This is a genomic window from Pseudomonas sp. PB3P13, from assembly GCF_054897735.1.
Genome location: NZ_CM142702.1, coordinates 749,823 through 766,267, shown reverse-complemented (window position 1 = coordinate 766,267; position 16,445 = coordinate 749,823). Strand labels below are relative to the sequence as shown.

The 16,445-nt window shown below is 57.9% G+C and carries 11 protein-coding genes; 2 read left to right on the top strand and 9 right to left on the bottom strand.

Going from position 1 to position 16,445, the window contains the following annotated elements; genetic code table 11:
• Nucleotides 1-46: 46 nt before the first annotated feature.
• The gene (locus tag ACYZT1_RS03450; protein WP_462017685.1) at nt 47-5,191 is read right to left on the bottom strand and encodes a dermonecrotic toxin domain-containing protein; all 5,145 of its coding nucleotides are present in this window, start codon (nt 5,189-5,191) and stop codon (nt 47-49) included.
• Nucleotides 5,192-5,551: 360 nt separating this feature from the next.
• On the opposite strand from ACYZT1_RS03450, the gene ACYZT1_RS03445 reads away from it, so the two are divergent.
• On the top strand, nt 5,552-6,679 hold the full coding sequence (locus ACYZT1_RS03445) for a sensor histidine kinase (protein ID WP_462017684.1): 1,128 nt from the start codon (nt 5,552-5,554) through the stop codon (nt 6,677-6,679).
• A 12-nt stretch (nt 6,680-6,691) separates the two neighbouring features.
• Here ACYZT1_RS03445 and ACYZT1_RS03440 read toward each other — a convergent pair whose 3' ends face one another.
• Both ACYZT1_RS03440 and ACYZT1_RS03435 read right to left on the bottom strand, forming a co-directional pair.
• On the bottom strand, nt 6,692-7,000 hold the full coding sequence (locus tag ACYZT1_RS03440; protein ID WP_462017683.1) for a chaperone modulator CbpM: 309 nt from the start codon (nt 6,998-7,000) through the stop codon (nt 6,692-6,694).
• A gap of 23 nt (nt 7,001-7,023) precedes the next feature.
• Entirely contained in the window at nt 7,024-7,971 is a 948-nt protein-coding gene (locus ACYZT1_RS03435) for a DnaJ C-terminal domain-containing protein (RefSeq protein WP_462017682.1), read from the bottom strand.
• A gap of 206 nt (nt 7,972-8,177) precedes the next feature.
• Here ACYZT1_RS03435 and ACYZT1_RS03430 point away from each other — a divergent pair, with 206 nt between their 5' ends.
• A complete protein-coding gene (locus ACYZT1_RS03430) occupies nt 8,178-9,452 on the top strand; it encodes an Hsp70 family protein (protein ID WP_462017681.1) in 1,275 nt (424 codons plus the stop codon).
• A gap of 173 nt (nt 9,453-9,625) precedes the next feature.
• Here the strand turns inward: ACYZT1_RS03430 and ACYZT1_RS03425 are convergent, their stop codons facing one another.
• The 6 genes from ACYZT1_RS03425 to ACYZT1_RS03400 all read right to left on the bottom strand — a co-directional run bounded on the left by ACYZT1_RS03425 (nt 9,626) and on the right by ACYZT1_RS03400 (nt 16,383).
• Complete coding sequence (locus ACYZT1_RS03425) at nt 9,626-10,639, bottom strand: AI-2E family transporter (protein ID WP_462017680.1); 1,014 nt, start codon at nt 10,637-10,639, stop codon at nt 9,626-9,628.
• A 240-nt stretch (nt 10,640-10,879) separates the two neighbouring features.
• The gene (locus ACYZT1_RS03420) at nt 10,880-11,188 is read right to left on the bottom strand and encodes a PsiF family protein (protein ID WP_462017679.1); all 309 of its coding nucleotides are present in this window, start codon (nt 11,186-11,188) and stop codon (nt 10,880-10,882) included.
• Between the two features lie 153 nt (nt 11,189-11,341).
• Nucleotides 11,342-12,232 carry an alpha/beta fold hydrolase gene (locus ACYZT1_RS03415; RefSeq protein WP_462017678.1) on the bottom strand — a complete coding sequence of 297 codons (891 nt, stop codon included), beginning with the start codon at nt 12,230-12,232 and terminating at the stop codon, nt 11,342-11,344.
• Between the two features lie 254 nt (nt 12,233-12,486).
• A complete protein-coding gene (locus tag ACYZT1_RS03410) occupies nt 12,487-13,176 on the bottom strand; it encodes a hypothetical protein (RefSeq protein ID WP_462017677.1) in 690 nt (229 codons plus the stop codon).
• A 68-nt stretch (nt 13,177-13,244) separates the two neighbouring features.
• Nucleotides 13,245-14,030, bottom strand: coding sequence for a hypothetical protein (locus tag ACYZT1_RS03405; protein ID WP_462017676.1), 786 nt, complete (start codon nt 14,028-14,030; stop codon nt 13,245-13,247).
• A 283-nt stretch (nt 14,031-14,313) separates the two neighbouring features.
• Nucleotides 14,314-16,383 (bottom strand): AsmA family protein, encoded by a 2,070-nt coding sequence (locus ACYZT1_RS03400; protein ID WP_462017675.1) that lies wholly within the window; start codon nt 16,381-16,383, stop codon nt 14,314-14,316.
• Between the last annotated feature and the right edge of the window lie 62 nt (nt 16,384-16,445).

The following is a 16,445-nucleotide window of genomic DNA, read 5'->3' as shown; positions in this document are numbered from 1 at the left end:
ATTTCAGTTGCGGTACATAGTTATCGCACCGCTGTTTGAACACCTGTCAGTCCGTCGAACCAAGGCTGAAGGGCAGCTCGGTTCTCTGCAATTTCGCCCGGTCCATGGCTTGTTGCGTCAACAGCTTGAGCAAGGCGTCCTCCTCGTTTTTCAGCGCCTTGTATTGCGCGTCAAATTCGTCATCCGTGATGACCTCGCCAGGCGCAAATTCAGATTCCGCTTTGCCCAGTTCAGCGGCCAGCACTCTGATCTGCGTATTCAACCGGTCCCTCTCCTCGGGTGGTCGGTTGGCACTGGCGGCCCGTTCGTCCAGCGCGGTCTTGAACTCGTAGAGCGCATTGCGGCGACGCTCCAACTGTTTGAAACGCACGCGGTTCGCACCTTGCACATACGTCTTCCAGAAGGGTTGTGCAGCAATCGAATCACGCAGCAGATCCCCCTCCTCCAGCTCCAGCACTCTGAGCCGCGCGTTATCGACCATCGGCTGCGTGACGCCGGCAATGCCGCGAAATTGCATGGTCCGCGATTGCCACGGCAGGTCGAGCCCGTTCTCTGCTTCCGGCTTCGCCAATTCGGTGGTGAAGGCCAGATGCACCTCGACGATATCGATGCTCCCTGTGACCGTGCCGTCAGCGTCCACCCGGCGAATCTGCTCACCGTTTCTGACGCGCTCGGCGATATGGTATTCGGCGATCCTCTCGAGCTCGTCCAGCCGTGACGAGCCTTTGGCCAGGCCGACCAGTTCAGCTTCCACCAGCCCTTTGCTGGCCAATTCATAGGCCTCGTGAACCAGCACCTTCATCCCCATAACGTTGAACAATTGTGTCGCCCCGTCCACGCACTGCGTTCGTGCGACGGCCTCGGCAAACAAGGTCGTACGCAGTTGACTGTCCTGCGCCATGGCTTCCAGCATGCGCCAGACCTTGCCGGTAAGTTCGCGCCGATAGAGGCCGCCAGCCTTGAAATCCGCCGACTGGGTCAGCCGCCTGATCTCGTTGAAGAACGGCTCGGAGTTGAACTCATCCTCGACCGCATCCCAGATCTTCTGCCTGACCTGCCATTCACCGGGCAGGCCTTCGTTCCAATGAACACTGTCGAGGGTGCCCCTCGGTGGATAGGGCCGCTCGGGGTCGAGCCCCACTGATTCGGTATAGCGCCTGAGAGCGCTCAGGTTTTCCACGGATAACCATTCGGGCTCGCGACTCAGCACGGTCCGCGCCAGCAATTCGGCACGGAATGAGCCGGGGGCGACGTCCGGGATGCGGTTGATCGGGTTGCGTTGAAGGTTCAGGTAAAAGTGGCGCGGGCGCGGTTGTGCGAACAGCCCGGTTGGCCACCCGTCGATGCCGGTGTTCTCCAGAATCAGCACATTCAACTCGGGCAACCGGCTGATATCCGGCACCAAGCGTAATGGATTGCCCCATAACCCCAGAGTTCTGAGACGGGTCAGCCGCTTCAGACGGGCGACCGCTTGATGAGTCAGCTCGATCTGGTTGCCACCCAGCACCAGGTCTTCCAGAAAGAGCATCTCGCCAACCGCTGGCGGCAAGCGGCTCAGAAAGTTTCCGGTCAAGTCGAGATAGCGCAATTGGCGAAACGGCTCCAGAAAGTGCGCCTGGCTGGCGAGCATGTCGGCCTGGCGCATGCTCAGGTGGGTGACGTGGTCGAAATTGGCGGTCAGCTTCGGCAGGCTCGCGATGTGCAGGTTCATCGGTTGCCCATCCAGATTGAGAGTCTGCGAACGGACGATGCCAGGCACTTCGCTACCCGGCGGGCCGGTCCGTTGCCAACATTGCCTGATCGTTGCGGCGAGTTGCTGACGGGAGCGGATTTCCGTCGCTGCCACCACGCCCGTACCCGGCAAGGTGGCTTGCGAACGCACCCAGCGAGTGAGCGTGCGCTCCAACTCGTCGAATTCATCTTCGAGCGCCTTCAGACGTTCCACGGCGGCATCGCCGAAACCGGTAAGCAGCCCGCTCACGTCCGCCTCGGCGAATCCGGGGTATAGCCAGCCAATTCGCTGGCGCATCGGGCGCTCGCTCATCTGTTGCCGATAACCGGGCATACCCCCGCGAAGCTTCATGACGTCGGCGTCGTAAGTCGGTTTTCGAAGCGGATGCTGCTCCAGTGCCACGGCGAAACGTTCATGGCTCAGCGGCGAGCGCTGGATGGCCTGTTTGAGTTTGTCGCCCTGGTGAATCTCAAAGCCCAGGGCTTTGCGTTCGGTGTCCGGCAAGGCATGCAATACAGCGGCATAAAAGTCATCGGCGCCATGCAGGTGCTGTTCTTGCTCATCGCGTGCGTGGTAAAGACCGTCCTCGTCCACCACCAGCACCTTGCGAATCGGCGCCCCTTCAGGTCCCACGCTGGCCTGCAATTCACCGCTGAACGAAAAGGCACGAATTTCAATGCGCACCCCGGAAGACCAGCCGGGCATCGCGGCCAGCGAAGCCAGCTCCAGTCGGCGTGTATCGATGTCTTCCAGCGCTTCCAGATAGAGCCCCTCATAGGCGCGGCCTGATCGCACCCGTGTCTGTGCGGCGCGCGCCTGTTCGCGCAGGCTCAGGGGCACGCGGCGTTTTTCCGCCAGATGGCGCAGCTCCTCAGGTGTGGCATGGCGCAGCAGGGTTTCAGCCACCGCAACCGGCAGAGTGGGCTGGTCGTCGCGCAGCAACAGAACGTTGATTTGGTTGCTGACGTCGGCCTGTTGGTAAAGGGTGTCGAACAGACGTTTACGGTGTTTGCCGGCGTGGTCGGCCAAACGCTTTCGCAGCTCGTGGATGCGCAGCTGTCGGTCGCTGGATATCCCCTGGCCGAGCAGCTCATGGATTTCCCCCTCGTTGAACTGCTCGATCACCCGTTGCGGCAGCAGGCCGGCGCGCAGCTCGGCGCGGGTCAGCTTGACCTGCCTTTCAGGCCTGAGCCCGGTGGCGCCGTAGTCGGAAGACGCACCTTGCAGAACCGTTCCTTCAAACAACGCGATCCCCCGGGACTCGGGCCAGCGCGGCAATTCGATCATGAGCGACGGGATCGAGTCTGCCAGCGCTTCGGGCACCTCACCGGCCAGCATTTGCGCACCGAGTTCACCCGCCTGCGCATACAGCTTGAAGCGATTGAGGGTATCGACCAGCATCGGCGAAGGTGTTTCGTGCTCGACATGCATTCTTCGCAAGGCCGTTTCATCGACGCCACTGACGGTCAGAATCTGCCCGAGCGATTCATCGGAAAGTCCATCCGTGGTTGTGCCCAATCGCCTGAGCAGGCGTGTCGTGTCCCACTTCAGCGGTTGATCGATTTCGCTCTTCCAGCTGCCGGCACCGTTGTGCTCGACCGCCGGTTGATAGGCATTGGCGCGCTCCGGGTGTTTGAGGCTGTGCAATCCGCTGTCGGGGTCCTTCGCCACCACGTAATGCTTGTTCTCAAGTCGCAGCACGTCCTTGCCTTCATGTTGATAAAGACCCAGTTCGTCAGGTTGCACGACTGACGGCAAGCGCACCGGATGTTCGTACGGCGACAGGTCGGGATTCCACAGTCGCGACCGGCCTTCAACCTCCACGGGCTTGAGGTTTTCTATAAAGGGCGAAAGGGCAATGGTGGTTTTGGGCAGTACGTGGCCGGCGCCCATCAGGGTGAATTGCGCAAAGTTGATCAGAACACCATTGAGGTAAGTGGCCGCCTCATCCCGGTCCCCTTTGCTCCAGTCCTCGATCCCCTCGGCCAGCTCCGCCAACATCTGCGCGACCATGATCCCCAGGACTGCCTCGCCCACGCCTGGCACCAGCATGGCGGCGAAGCTGAACAGGTTCCAGCCAATGTCGAGGTAACTGGTCAGACGCTTCCAGCGACTGGTCGCGTCTTCGTCGCCAGTCGGCACGGCAATGCTGCGCGCATCGTTGATGGCTTTGTCTCGCCGCTGCTGGAACAGGGTGATCCACAGGTCTTCGGCGATCAGATTGGTGATCGGCTCGGCGTTGGGATTCTCGATCGCGGTTTCCCGCCACCATGGGCCCATGTCGAGCGGTTGCCGCGCCTGCCAGGTCATGGTCTTGAGACGTTCGTTGACCCGAGCGAAGAAACGGCCTTTGTCTTTCTGCGCGACAAAACGACTGAAAAATGCCTGGTAATCAGGCTCCCGCAACTGGCTGATCAACGCCTTCATAAACGCCGTGAGGGAGGCATATTCTCTCAACGGATGATCGGGGTCATCCGGGACGTAGGCGATCAATGGGCCGCTCAACCGGCTCTGCTGAAGAATGTCCTCATTGCGCAGCATTTCATCGGCAACACCCTGAGGGCCATTGGCAAAGAAATGTTGAATCAACTTGAATTGCGCGTACTTGTCTGCGGGCAAAAACGGCAGGCGACGCGACCAGTCGAGCCAGAACTTCAGGCTCTGCGGCGTTAGCGCGTCAATCGCTTTCTTGACCTGCGAGGGTTCGCTCACGGCGCTGAACAAGACAATCCCGGTCATCCTGAAACCCATCAGCGACAACCGATGGTGCAGCAGCGGACGCCCGGACAAGGTCAGCCCCGATTTACCCTCCCCGAAATCTCGAAGGCAATCATAGGCAGTGGTACTGACGTCACCTCTCAATTGAGCAATGAGCGCAGCCAGGTTGAACGCGGCTTTCTCGCTGGCGATGGAGCTCGTCTGTAAAGCGCGTTGGGCGGTGGGATCCTGCGGATGCAGATGCGATTTGATGTGCGTCTGATACTGCCCGCCGATGTCGAGCTCACGGCATATACCGGCAAATCGTTGCGCGGTGATGGTGTCGATTCGAAGGGGATTGCCTTGCGCGTCAGTGCGAAAAATACCAGACCCGCTTCTGAATGCGTCTTGCCTGGTTTCCGAATCTTCGAAGTTGTGCAGCGCCGCGGCAAGCAATGAACCGCTACGCATACGATCCGCGCCGGTATCCAGGCCAAAAATAATCGTGTCTGCAACATACAATTTCAAAGACAACGTTTCAGGGTCTTCAAGACTATTGAAGTTTTTCTTTAACGCTGCCGCCAGTAACGGCTTCGCAAACACGTTGATATCGCTTTGCAAATCGACCAGCGTTTTATTCATGTTTTCTTGCAAACGCCAGTGATCGTCAACTAACGCCTTGAGCCTCTGCTTATCGCCTGCAGAGGCATTGATGTACCAATCGGGCGTCGTCGCAGCCAGCTTCAGGACTGACTCAAGCATGGCAGACGATGCGTTCTTTATTGCCGGGGGAATGACTTGGATGATGCGCTGTTCGTGAATACTTTTGTCAGGATGGGTCTCGGACAAAAGGGGGGCAGAGGTGCTTCCTTGCACTTCGGACATGGATAAGCCTTTGGATGGATAAGTGAAGTCCTCAGACTATTCAAATCCAGCCAAAACAAAAGCGCGATTGACTGTTCATAAACCCCGGGATCACCGCTGCACGCTTCGAAAAACAGGTGCACGAATATATATCTTTACCACCCGTCTGTTTGCCCGATGTGCAGGCAGCTTGCAGAAGGTTTCTTTCCGGGCCAAAGGCGCTACCATGTGCCACATCCAGCACGCACAGGAACTCCCATGCGCCTCCCCGATTTCATCCGGCAACACGTAGACCGTATCGTCGATGAATGGGAGCAGTTCGCCAAAACCATCACCCCAGCCGCGGATACCATGGATCGGGAGGCCTTGCGCGATCACGCCAAAGCCATTCTGTTGGCGGCCGCGCGCGACATGACTACCGCGCAAACGGTCAGCGAGCAAATCGCCAAAGCCAAGGGCGAAGGCATTGAAAAAACGCCAGCTCTGTATGAAGCCAGTGCCAGCCATGGTGAGCTGCGGCACACGGTGGGTTTTGATCTGGTGCAGATGACCAGTGAGTTCCGCCACCTGCGCGCTTGCGTGATTCGCCTGTGGGTCGGTGACCTGGAATCTCCGGACATGGCTTATTTTCAGGACATGATTCGTTTCAACGAAGCAATTGACGAAGCCCTCGCCGAATCGACTGCGGCCTATGCCGAACAGGTCAATCATTCCCGGGACATTTTTCTGGCGATCCTTGGCCACGATCTGCGGGCGCCGCTGCAAGCAGTCACCCTGTCCACCGAATTGCTCATGCGCAAAATCACGCTCGAAGGCGAGGCACTGGCCTGCGCGATCAACATCAAACGCGGTGCGCGGCACATGGCAGTGATGGTGAGTGATTTGCTGGAACTTGTGCGCAGTCGTCTGGGCAAGAGTTTGCCGATCGAGCCATTACCGATGGACCTCGCCAACGTAGCCCATGCGGCGATTGCCGAAGCCTGCGCCGGCAACCCCGAGTGCGATCCGGTACTGACCGTGCACGGCGACACCCGAGGTGTATGGGATGCCGGACGACTCGGTCAGATGTTGCAGAACCTTATCGGCAACGCCTTGCAGCACGGCGCCAGCCAACGCGAGGTGACGCTGACCCTGACCGGTGAAACCGACACGGTTCGCCTCGATGTGCATAATTTCGGCGCGCCAATTCCGGAAGAAGCCATCGCCACGATTTTCGATCCGCTGGTGCGCAGTGCCGATGAAGAACCGGGGCAACCGTCCACCAGCCTCGGTCTGGGGCTATTTATCGTCAAGGAAGTGGTCAGTGCGCATGAAGGCTCGATCAAAGTGAACTCGAGCGAAGCCGATGGAACGCTGTTTACCGTGGTGTTGCCGCGTAAAATGTGAACGAGCGCACGGTTACTGATCCACCACCAACCGACCCAACCGCTGTTTAAGCATGCTGTTCTCGGCCCGCAGCTGCTGAACTTCTTCCAGCAGGTTGAGCGCCAGGGCAACCCCTTCCCATTCCAGCTCCAGATCGTGCCGCAACTTGGCGGCACGTTTGGCCAGCGCCAGTTCGAAATCAGTGAATCGCCAGTTCCCGGGTTGCGAACCCTGCGGTTCAAGAATCCCGTGCTCGACGATTTCAATCACATAGACATCCGAGAGCTGTGACGCCTCGCAAAACTCGGCCATATCCAGTTGAACGATCAGGGGGTTGCTCATGACGGGCTACTCCATGTCTTCGATCAGAAATTTTCTCGCGGATTGAACGCGGCCTTGCGGGCCAGTTCTTGCCACAACGCCTTGACCTCATCGTCTGCGGTTTTCGGCATGACGGCTCTGAGCTGTACGAACAGGTAGCCACGTTCGCCCGCCTTGTTCAGCAAGCCGTGGCCCTTGGCGCGCATGCGCTGGCCGTTCTGGCTGCCGGCCGGAACCTTGAGGTTGATCTTGCCGGTCAGCGTCGGCACCGCGACTTCGGCGCCCAGGGCCAATTCCCACGGTGCCAGCGGCAAGGTGATGATCAGGTTTTGCCCTTCGACGTCGAACTTGGGATGCGGCGCGAAACGGATAATCAGGTACAGGTCGCCGTTTGCTCCACCACCGATGCCCGGGGCACCCTGGCCCTTGAGGCGGATGCGCTCGCCGTCGGCCACGCCGGCCGGGATCTTCACGTTGAGGCTTTTGGTGGTGTTACTCACATGCTGGCCGGCAGCGTTGTACTGCGGCACCTGGAACGTCACTTTTTTCGATTCGTTCGCCAGGGTCTCTTCGAGAAAAACCGCTAATTCCATTTCCACGTCTTGCCCTCGACGTCCGGTGCTGCGACGCGATTCACCACCATTGAAGCCCGGCCCGCGGTTGCCAAAGATCGAACTGAAAAAGTCCGAAAAATCACCCGTGTCCTGACCACCACTGAATCCACCTGCACCACGCCCCTGCCAACCGGGCGGGCCCTGGAACGGCTGGCCGTGCTGGCCGTATTTACGCAAGTCGTCATATTCGGCGCGTTTGTCGGCACTTTTCAGCGCCTCATAGGCTTCCGACGCGTCCTTGAATTTGGACTCGGCGTCTTTTTCCTTGCTGACATCGGGGTGGTACTTGCGCGCCAGTTTACGATAGGCGGCCTTGATCGTCTTATCGTCCGCGGTCGGTTCCACACCGAGAATCTTGTAATAGTCTTTGAAGTCCATCGTGGGAATCACCATCCATAAGTTTATCGGCAGCGGTGGGCGGTTCTTTCGACGGCCGATGGCTGCCAGAGCCAATGCAGACAAGTTTGGGGCATCCGGCCATCTTATCAAGGCGCTTGTCAGTGATTTAGCGGATAGTCGGCCTTCGAATCTGTGCCGCTCTGACATACACTGCGCGGCCGTTTTTTAACCGGAACCCGAAAGACATGAAAAACGCATCTCCAGCCCGTGCCTGCGGTATCGACTTCGGCACATCCAACTCCACCGTCGGGTGGCTGCGCCCCGGCATGGAAACGCTGATCGCGCTGGAGGACGACAAGATCACTCTGCCATCGGTGGTGTTCTTCAACATGGAAGAACGCCGCCCGGTGTACGGCCGCCTCGCGCTGCACGAATACCTGGAAGGCTACGAAGGCCGGCTGATGCGCTCGCTCAAAAGCTTGCTGGGTTCCAAGCTGATCAAGCACGACACCAGTGTCCTGGGCACGGCCATGCCGTTCAAGGACCTGCTCGGGCTGTTTATCGGTCAGTTGAAAAAACGCGCCGAGACGGCCGCCGGTCGCGAGTTCGAGGAAGTGGTGTTGGGCCGTCCGGTGTTTTTCGTCGACGACGATGAAATGGCCGACCAGGAAGCGGAAAACACTCTGGTAGACGTGGCCCGCGCCATCGGCTTCAAGGATGTGTCGTTCCAGTACGAACCGATCGCGGCGGCTTTCGACTACGAGTCGACCATTGAAAAAGAAGAGCTGGTGCTGATCGTCGACATCGGCGGTGGTACGTCCGACTTTTCGCTGGTGCGCCTGTCGCCCGAGCGTCGCCACCATGACAACCGTCATGACGACATCCTCGCCACCGGTGGCGTGCACATCGGCGGTACCGATTTCGACAAGCAGTTGAGCCTGCAAGGCCTGATGCCGCTGTTTGGCTACGGCAGCCGCATGAAGAGCGGCGCCTATATGCCAACCAGCCACCACATGAACCTGGCGACCTGGCACACGATCAACTCGGTCTACTCGCAGAAGTCGACCCTGGCACTGGGCAGCATGCGTTACGACATCGAAGACACGGGCGGCATCGACCGTTTGTTCAAGCTGATCGAACAACGCGCCGGGCACTGGCTGGCGATGGAAGTGGAAGAAACCAAGATTCAGCTGACCCACGCCGACAGCCGCCATGTGCCGCTGGACCGTATCGAGCCAGGCTTGAGCGTGGAGTTGAGCCGGGCACTGTTCGAATCGGCCATCGACAATCTGCTGGAGCGCGTGCGCAACAGCGTGACTCAGCTGCTGACCGACGCCAATGTGCGGGTGGATCAGGTCGACACGGTGTTCTTTACCGGTGGTTCGAGCGGGATCCCGGCACTGCGCAACAGCGTCTCGGCGATGCTGCCAAATGCCCGCCATGTCGAAGGCAACATTTTCGGCAGCATCGGCAGCGGCTTGGCGATTGAAGCAGCGAAGCGGTATGGCCCGATGGAGTGACAGCAATACCCTGTAGGGAGGAGATTCCTTGTGGCGAGGGGGCTTGCCCCCGTTGGGCTGCGAAGCAGCCCTGAAACTATCAACTCAGTAAATCTTAAAAGATGCAGGGACTGCTGCGCAGTCCAACGGGAGCAAGCCCCCTCACCATAGTAGATCAACAGATCAACAGCGGATCAAACCATCCCCACCTGCTTCAACTCGCTCTTCAAATACGCATAATAAATCGGCCCCGCCACCACTCCCGGCAGGCCGAATGCGGCCTCGAACACCAGCATTGCCAAGAGCAACTCCCACGACCTGGCACTGATCTGCCCGCCGACAATGCGCGCGTTAAGAAAGTATTCGAGCTTGTGGATAACGATCAAATATCCCAGCGCCGCCACCGCGACCCAGATCGACAGCGACAAACCGACAATCGTGATCAGCGTGTTCGAAATCAGGTTGCCGATGACCGGCAGCAGGCCGAGCAGGAACGTCAGCACAATCAGGGTTTTGGTCAGTGGCAACTTGATGCCAAACATGGGCAACACCACCGCGAGGAAAATCCCGGTGAAGAAGGTGTTGAGCAGGGAGATCTTGATCTGCGCAAACACGATGTTGCGAAATGCCTGGACCAACAGGTGCAGGCGATCGAACAGTGCGGCCGCCAGCGGTTTGCGTTTGGTCAGGTCGGGCACGCGTTGCAGGGCGATGATTGCACCGAGCACCATGCCGATCAGCAGCGTCACGAACATGTGGGCCGCGTCCTTGCCGACCAGTTGCAGATCGCTGAGGTGCTTGCTCATCCATTCGCCAATGGCCACGCGAAATTCCGCGGCGCTGGCAGGCAGGTAGGCGTCGATGAACGGCGGCAGTTGCCCGCGCGCGCGATCCACCACGACCATGAATTTATCGAGCGACGCCCCGGGGTTTTCCGCTTCATGCAACAGAAAGCTGATGGCACCGGCAAAGAGCAGCGCCAGTGCGCTGACCACCAGGGTCCCCAGCAACGCCACCGCCAGCCAGCGTGCACGCCGGCCTTCGATCAAGCGCTGCAACTGCGGGGTGAGCATGTTGACCAACTCGAACACCAACAGGCCGGCCAGCAGACTGGGGAGCAATCGCAGCGGAAGCACCAGCAGCAGGCCACCGAAGATGATGACCCAACTGATCACCAGCAAAACCTGGCGTTGTGAAAACGTTGGCATACAGCCTCAAAACGAACAGCTTAAAAGGATTGGCAGTCTGCCAGCGTTCCGATGGGAGCACTAGGATTGTGTGGGTCGATCCTGGTGAGACTTTCGGCGCTCTTTCAGGCCTCATCGCGGGCAAGCCCGCTCCCAGAGGTATCTCGGGTGCCCGCTCATTTTTTGCTCGACACTGAAAACGGCGGGAGCGGGCTTGCCCGCGATAAGGCCCTCACAGCCCCCGCCTGTCCCAGCCCACTATTATTTTTTCTTCAAACAATCACTCATGAACGCCTTGCGCTCATCCCCCTTCAGCGCTTTGGTCGCCGCATCGGCGTTGCAGGTTTTCATTTTCTGCTGCTGCGTGGTCAACACTTTGCCGTCATCGTTGGCAGCCGGCGCAGCCTTGAGGCAGGTACTCATGAAAGCCTTGCGATCATCGCCTTTGAGGCTTTTCGCGGTGGCGTCGGCGTTGCAAGTGGTCATCTTGTTCTGTTGGGCCGTGGCGGCGAAACCCTGGGCGCACATCAACAGACCGATCATCAACAAAGGGGCACGCAACATCTTCATGGAGTCTTCTCCTTGTTGCCACACCGAGCAGTGCGGCCTCGATGGAGTGTAGACAATGCAATCCGGACGATGCGCTGATGTTGATCGCGACCCTGGCCACTGCGATCTACAGCACGCGGCTGAAAAAACTGGCCGCTACGCCGACGCTTGTTTTTACACGCCAGCCGCCTTCAATCGCGCCGCATGCTCGACAAACAGCCGCACCGGCTCGGCGCCCTTGCCGACCAACCCCAGCGACTGATTGACGATGTCGAAGTGGTCCAGCGGATACTCATCGCCAATCACCGTGCCCAGATGCGAACTGTAACGCCCGACCATCCCGTCGCAATGCCCGGTCTCGCGAACAAAAGTCCGCGCGAACAGCCGGCAACTGCGGTTGGTCCCGTCGAACAGATTTCGCCCGCGATCAGTCTTGCCCGGCTGCAGGGTTCCGGACCACGAGTAATAGCGCACGCCGTTAACCTCTTCCGGCCCATGCCCGCCCCAGGTTTGCGGCAGGCCCTGTGGATAACGTTGATTGAACACAGCGACCCCGGCCGTCGTCAGGGAATCGTGCGAGGCCTGAATGTCGACCGGCAATTTCGGCCCGCGATAGCCGGTGTCCAGCAGGCTCATCAGGGCGCCGATCACGCGCAGCAATACCCCCAGCAATCGACCTTTGGCACTGTTCGACGGGTAATGCTGATGCAGATAGTCCGCCAGTTCCGAGCCGTGATTCGGCCCCGCCACCGAGGTGACCGACGCCACGCAATCCGGCCGTTTTGCCGCGGCATAGCGCGCCGTCAGCGAGCCTTGACTGTGACCGATCAGATTGACCTTTGCGGCCCCCGTCTCGCACAGAATCTCGTCGATCCGCGCCAGCAGTTGCTCGCCGCGCACCTCGCTCGAATTGAGCGGCGAGACCTGCACCGCGATCACCGTCGCACCACTGCGGCGCAACGCCGCAATAATCCCGAACCAGTATGGATAAAGCAGCAGTCGGATAAACCCGAGCATTCCCGGGACCAGCACGATGGGATAACGCGTAGCGCAAGTTTGCGACATAGGCTGACATCCTTGTGATCGCTGAAGTAACGCAGGGCTGAATGCAAAACGTCAGCCAGGCATCGAAATGCATCGCGATATCTCTACGATCAGCCTATACCGACTGCACTGCTTCAGGCCCACCACCCGCCACCCGGGCGCCTGCGGGGGACCAGACGTAAGACATACCATGACTGCCTTGCCGCAAGCACGTCTACGGCAAGGCAATCACACCATCCGACATGACAATTGAAACCACATGCCGAAGGCATCGATCATCGCGAAGACAGGTCGCAAATCAGATGATCCCGATCACTCGGCAGCATCTCTTTAACGGTTTTACGCAGATCCTTGCGTTCGTAGGCTTTTTTATCAAGTACCCGCCTCGATACCTGCATGATGACTTCGCCCAGAATAAATGCGCTTTTGAACTGCTGACTCAAAAAACCGTTGCCGATGTCTTCGGTAGTTTTAAAAAAAACAGAAACGTTACTTACTGCAGGGCCCGGCTCAACCAGCGAACATCGCAGGAAGAAAGTTGCAACCTTTTGAGTATTGACCTTCGAAAGTCGAAAAAGAGCATGTTCTTCGGTTTCCGCTGCTAACGCCTCAGCGACTGTGGGCACCTGTAGGCTGTCCAACAGTCTGCCCATCTGGGCACTGTGGACCGCACCCAAGGCAGCATTCAGCTGGTGCATGACCGAGTCCTTCAGTACGAACCCGTCCTTCGCATCAGGCAGAAAATTATAACTGGTCGAACTTGATAAATTCCATTTCAGCTGTTCCATCGCCGTGTCGTTTTCTTTACTCCACTGCTGTGCGCTGTAAAACCTGTCGACCTGTGAATTCGCATACAGCCCGGCGAATAACAACGAGTTCAACACATCCTCGCCCCACTGGGGGGATATTCCAGCGCTAACCGAAACCAGATTTCCCGCCACCATAAAGACGCTATCTTTATCCATGTCATAACTCCATGAAGCGTAAGTCAACCGGCCCGCGTCAACGATACAAGCCACCTGACTGGCTTCAGTTAAATTTTCACACGGTTAAAGAAGTCCTCTGAACTCTTATCAAGACGCTCATAGATCAGGTCAACATTTCGGTTGTAGATCCTCATATTAAGTTGCATCACCGATGCGACTTTTTTCATTGTCGTATGAGAGGCGTTCCACTTCCAAAACCAAAAGCCCCCCGACTGCTGTTGCGTCGACACGTCAGCCGCTATAAAGCAAGCCATCGCGGTGCCTCCAGATGTCTGGAGGCACGGTAAAACCCTGAAGTCCCTACCCACACCTTTCGTGCTGTTTTTATCAAATGACGTAGATAAAGCGGTGTCCGACTTCAATGTGTTGATAGTGCTGCCCAACACTTCTATAAATGCAGGGACATTTCTACCTGCCACTGCTTTGACGATGTCATAAACCACGTCTTCCATCGTGACGTTCAGCCGCTTGTTTATGTGATCTTCATACTTGAATCCGATGGTTGTCCAACCGCAATGCTTGAGCGCTTCATTATAATGTTCGTGCCATGCAATAGGGTTCAGCGTCTTGTTGGCTTCCGAATCGGCATAACGTTCTGCAAAATGAATGCCGTCCGCTGCAGCGTCTTTCTTTTCGTCGTCAAGATTATCGGTAAAGCCGATTGCCGCAGGAGAGTCATTGGCCAACAGGAGATCCGAGTCCGCAATCTTCGTGTCGGTAAAGACGGAGAAAGACCTGGGCCTCAGGATCGGGAAATCATGAACCGGGCGAACCAACTTTACTTTATTAAAAAACTCGCGGCTTTCCATTTCGCTGGGTAACAACATACTCATATCAACATCCTTTTTGTCATAGAGAGAAAATTTCGAAATCAGCCTTTGGCTGACAGTTCGAATCTAATCGCTCTCTTTGACACTTTCCACAATCCATACGAGTCATTTTATTACTCAGAGAAGTGCACGCCCTGTTACAACACATGCCAGCCACATCTTCATCAAAAGTACCCAAGAGCACCCAACATTACATATAGCCTTCAACTAACTTGGCGCTACTAACAATCCAAGTTCTAACATTTAATCCTCGGCTTATCTCCCCACGGGGTTCAGCGTAAAGAAGTCAGTTTTTTACCGTCTTCGGCGCCTTGCCCGCCTTCATCTGCTCCAATAACGGCGCACACTGATTTGGCTCACCACCACTGGGCGCTACTAATGCCAGCAAACCTGCCGCCGGCGCAGCGATCACGCCCAGCGCAACCATACCGGCGCCACGCAATAACAGCGGTACGGCTTTTACACCGGCATCCGGTTTGATGAACTTGCCACGCACATACAGCGGCGACCGCAGGGAAATCAACCGCCAGCCTTTTGATTCCGGGGTCACCGTGAGGTCCAGCTGCTCCGTCGCCATGTTCGCTGTGCCATCGACATAGATAATGGCGTTCTCGGTATCGAAGACAAAAAGCCGCGTCGTCGCCAGGCCCGTCTTGATGTCGAAGTCGGCCGCTGCGCAATTGATCTTCACTTCCCTGTCGCCGAAGATTTTACCGACGACGTAGTTGCCAACGTTCAACCCGGCCAGCTCCATCAACTCGCGGCTGATGGCGCCGTCATTGATCAACATTTTCAGGTTGCCATTCGCCGTGCCAAGCAGCTTGCCCACGGAGTTGCCGCGACCGCTGATGTCGGCGTCGCCGTTGAGCTCGCCGAAACTGGTCTTCATGGGTTCAAAAGTCGGGAACAGCTGTTTGAGTTTGAAACCCCGGGCGGTCAGCCTGGCCGTGCCTTCCAGCGGCTCGGTGTGACCATTGAGGCGGATTTGCGCATCCAGTTTGCCGCCTGCCACGCCAAAGCGCAGCGGCTCGAGACTGAGCACGCCGTCGTTGAGGATCAGATGGGTGTAGAGATCGTTAAACGGCAGCTGCTCACTGTGGACGATGCGCTTGCCGGTGAATTCGACATCGGCGTCCATGTCGCGCCAGCGCTCGGTCTTGAACTCTTCCACCGGCAGTACCTTGTCGGTCGGTTGCTTGCTTTCACCGCCACGAGCCTTTTGTTTGGCATTGGAATCCGCGCCGATTAGCGGCGCGAGGTCGGCGAACAGCAATTGATTGGAAACCAGTGCGCCACTGAGTTTCGGCCGTGGCTGACTGCCGACATAAGCGAGGCTGCCATGAATATCGCTTTCGCCGATCTTGCCGTTGAATTCTTCATAACGGAACACTGCGCCGTCGGGCTCATGCAACTTGGCGATCAGGTGGCCATCGGTTGCATAGGGCGGCGTATCCGGCAGCGTCACGCCGGTCAACGGGTAAAGGTTGCCGAGGCTGCTGCCGGCCAGTTTGAGGCGCAGGTCCAGAGCGCCAAGGTTGAGTGGGTCGGTAAGCGTGCCGGCCAGTTCGATGCGGGTGTCGGCAATTTCCACTTTGGCCTGGAGCGGGAACGGCCGTGCCGAGTCCCGCAGCGCCAGCAGACCGCCGATCTTGCCTTCGCCAGCGACCTTTTGCTGGTGATATTGACCTTTTACCTGCAGCCCGAATGCATAATCCTGCGGCGCGGAGCCCTTCTGCTGCGCGGATTTCGCCGCTTTGTCACCGACGATTTCGCCGAACGGGATCGGTTTTCCCAACGGATCGATGATCAGATCGAGCCGGGTTTTCAGCGTCTGGTCGTCGAGGGTGACGTGGCCTTTGTCGAAACCGATAGCACCGATGTCCACCACCCAATTTGACGGTTCGGCGTCCGGGTCCTTCGGATCGAACGTGAACGTCCAGTTGGCACGACCATCGGCCAGGCGCTGGAGCTGTGCATCCGGCTCGGTCAAATCGATGCGCGGGATCGTGACCCGCTGGGCCAACAAGGCCAACGGTGAAATGCGCAGTTCGACGCGTTTGAGCGTGACCATCTGCGGTTGCTTCGACCAGTCCGGGTTGCCAAGGCTCAGGTCCTCTGCCACCACATGCGGCCACGGCACCCAGGCACGCCAACCGCCCTCATCGTGTTCATGACGCCACACGACTGCGAGATTGCCATTGATCGCAAACGCTCGGTGCAGTTCTTCAGAAACTTTTTCGTTGATGGTCGGTTTGAGGCGGTTCCAGTCGAAGAACACGATGATCAGCACCAGCACGGCCAGCAGGACAACAAGACTGGCAAAGATCCAGGCAAAAATTTTCGGGGTGCGCGTCATTGCACAGGGCTCCTGATACGACTGAGCGCCCTGACTGCGACGCACATGTGAAATGTCAGGCC

Bases quoted from the DNA above. Each gene is read 5' to 3' on its own strand.
- ACYZT1_RS03450 (WP_462017685.1), bottom strand. From the start codon at position 5,191: ATGCTTGAGTCAGTCCTGAAGCTGGCTGCGACGACGCCCGATTGGTAC.
- ACYZT1_RS03445 (WP_462017684.1), top strand. From the start codon at position 5,552: ATGCGCCTCCCCGATTTCATCCGGCAACACGTAGACCGTATCGTCGAT.
- ACYZT1_RS03440 (WP_462017683.1), bottom strand. From the start codon at position 7,000: ATGAGCAACCCCCTGATCGTTCAACTGGATATGGCCGAGTTTTGCGAG.
- ACYZT1_RS03435 (WP_462017682.1), bottom strand. From the start codon at position 7,971: ATGGACTTCAAAGACTATTACAAGATTCTCGGTGTGGAACCGACCGCG.
- ACYZT1_RS03430 (WP_462017681.1), top strand. From the start codon at position 8,178: ATGAAAAACGCATCTCCAGCCCGTGCCTGCGGTATCGACTTCGGCACA.
- ACYZT1_RS03425 (WP_462017680.1), bottom strand. From the start codon at position 10,639: ATGCCAACGTTTTCACAACGCCAGGTTTTGCTGGTGATCAGTTGGGTC.
- ACYZT1_RS03420 (WP_462017679.1), bottom strand. From the start codon at position 11,188: ATGAAGATGTTGCGTGCCCCTTTGTTGATGATCGGTCTGTTGATGTGC.
- ACYZT1_RS03415 (WP_462017678.1), bottom strand. From the start codon at position 12,232: ATGTCGCAAACTTGCGCTACGCGTTATCCCATCGTGCTGGTCCCGGGA.
- ACYZT1_RS03410 (WP_462017677.1), bottom strand. From the start codon at position 13,176: ATGGATAAAGATAGCGTCTTTATGGTGGCGGGAAATCTGGTTTCGGTT.
- ACYZT1_RS03405 (WP_462017676.1), bottom strand. From the start codon at position 14,030: ATGAGTATGTTGTTACCCAGCGAAATGGAAAGCCGCGAGTTTTTTAAT.
- ACYZT1_RS03400 (WP_462017675.1), bottom strand. From the start codon at position 16,383: ATGACGCGCACCCCGAAAATTTTTGCCTGGATCTTTGCCAGTCTTGTT.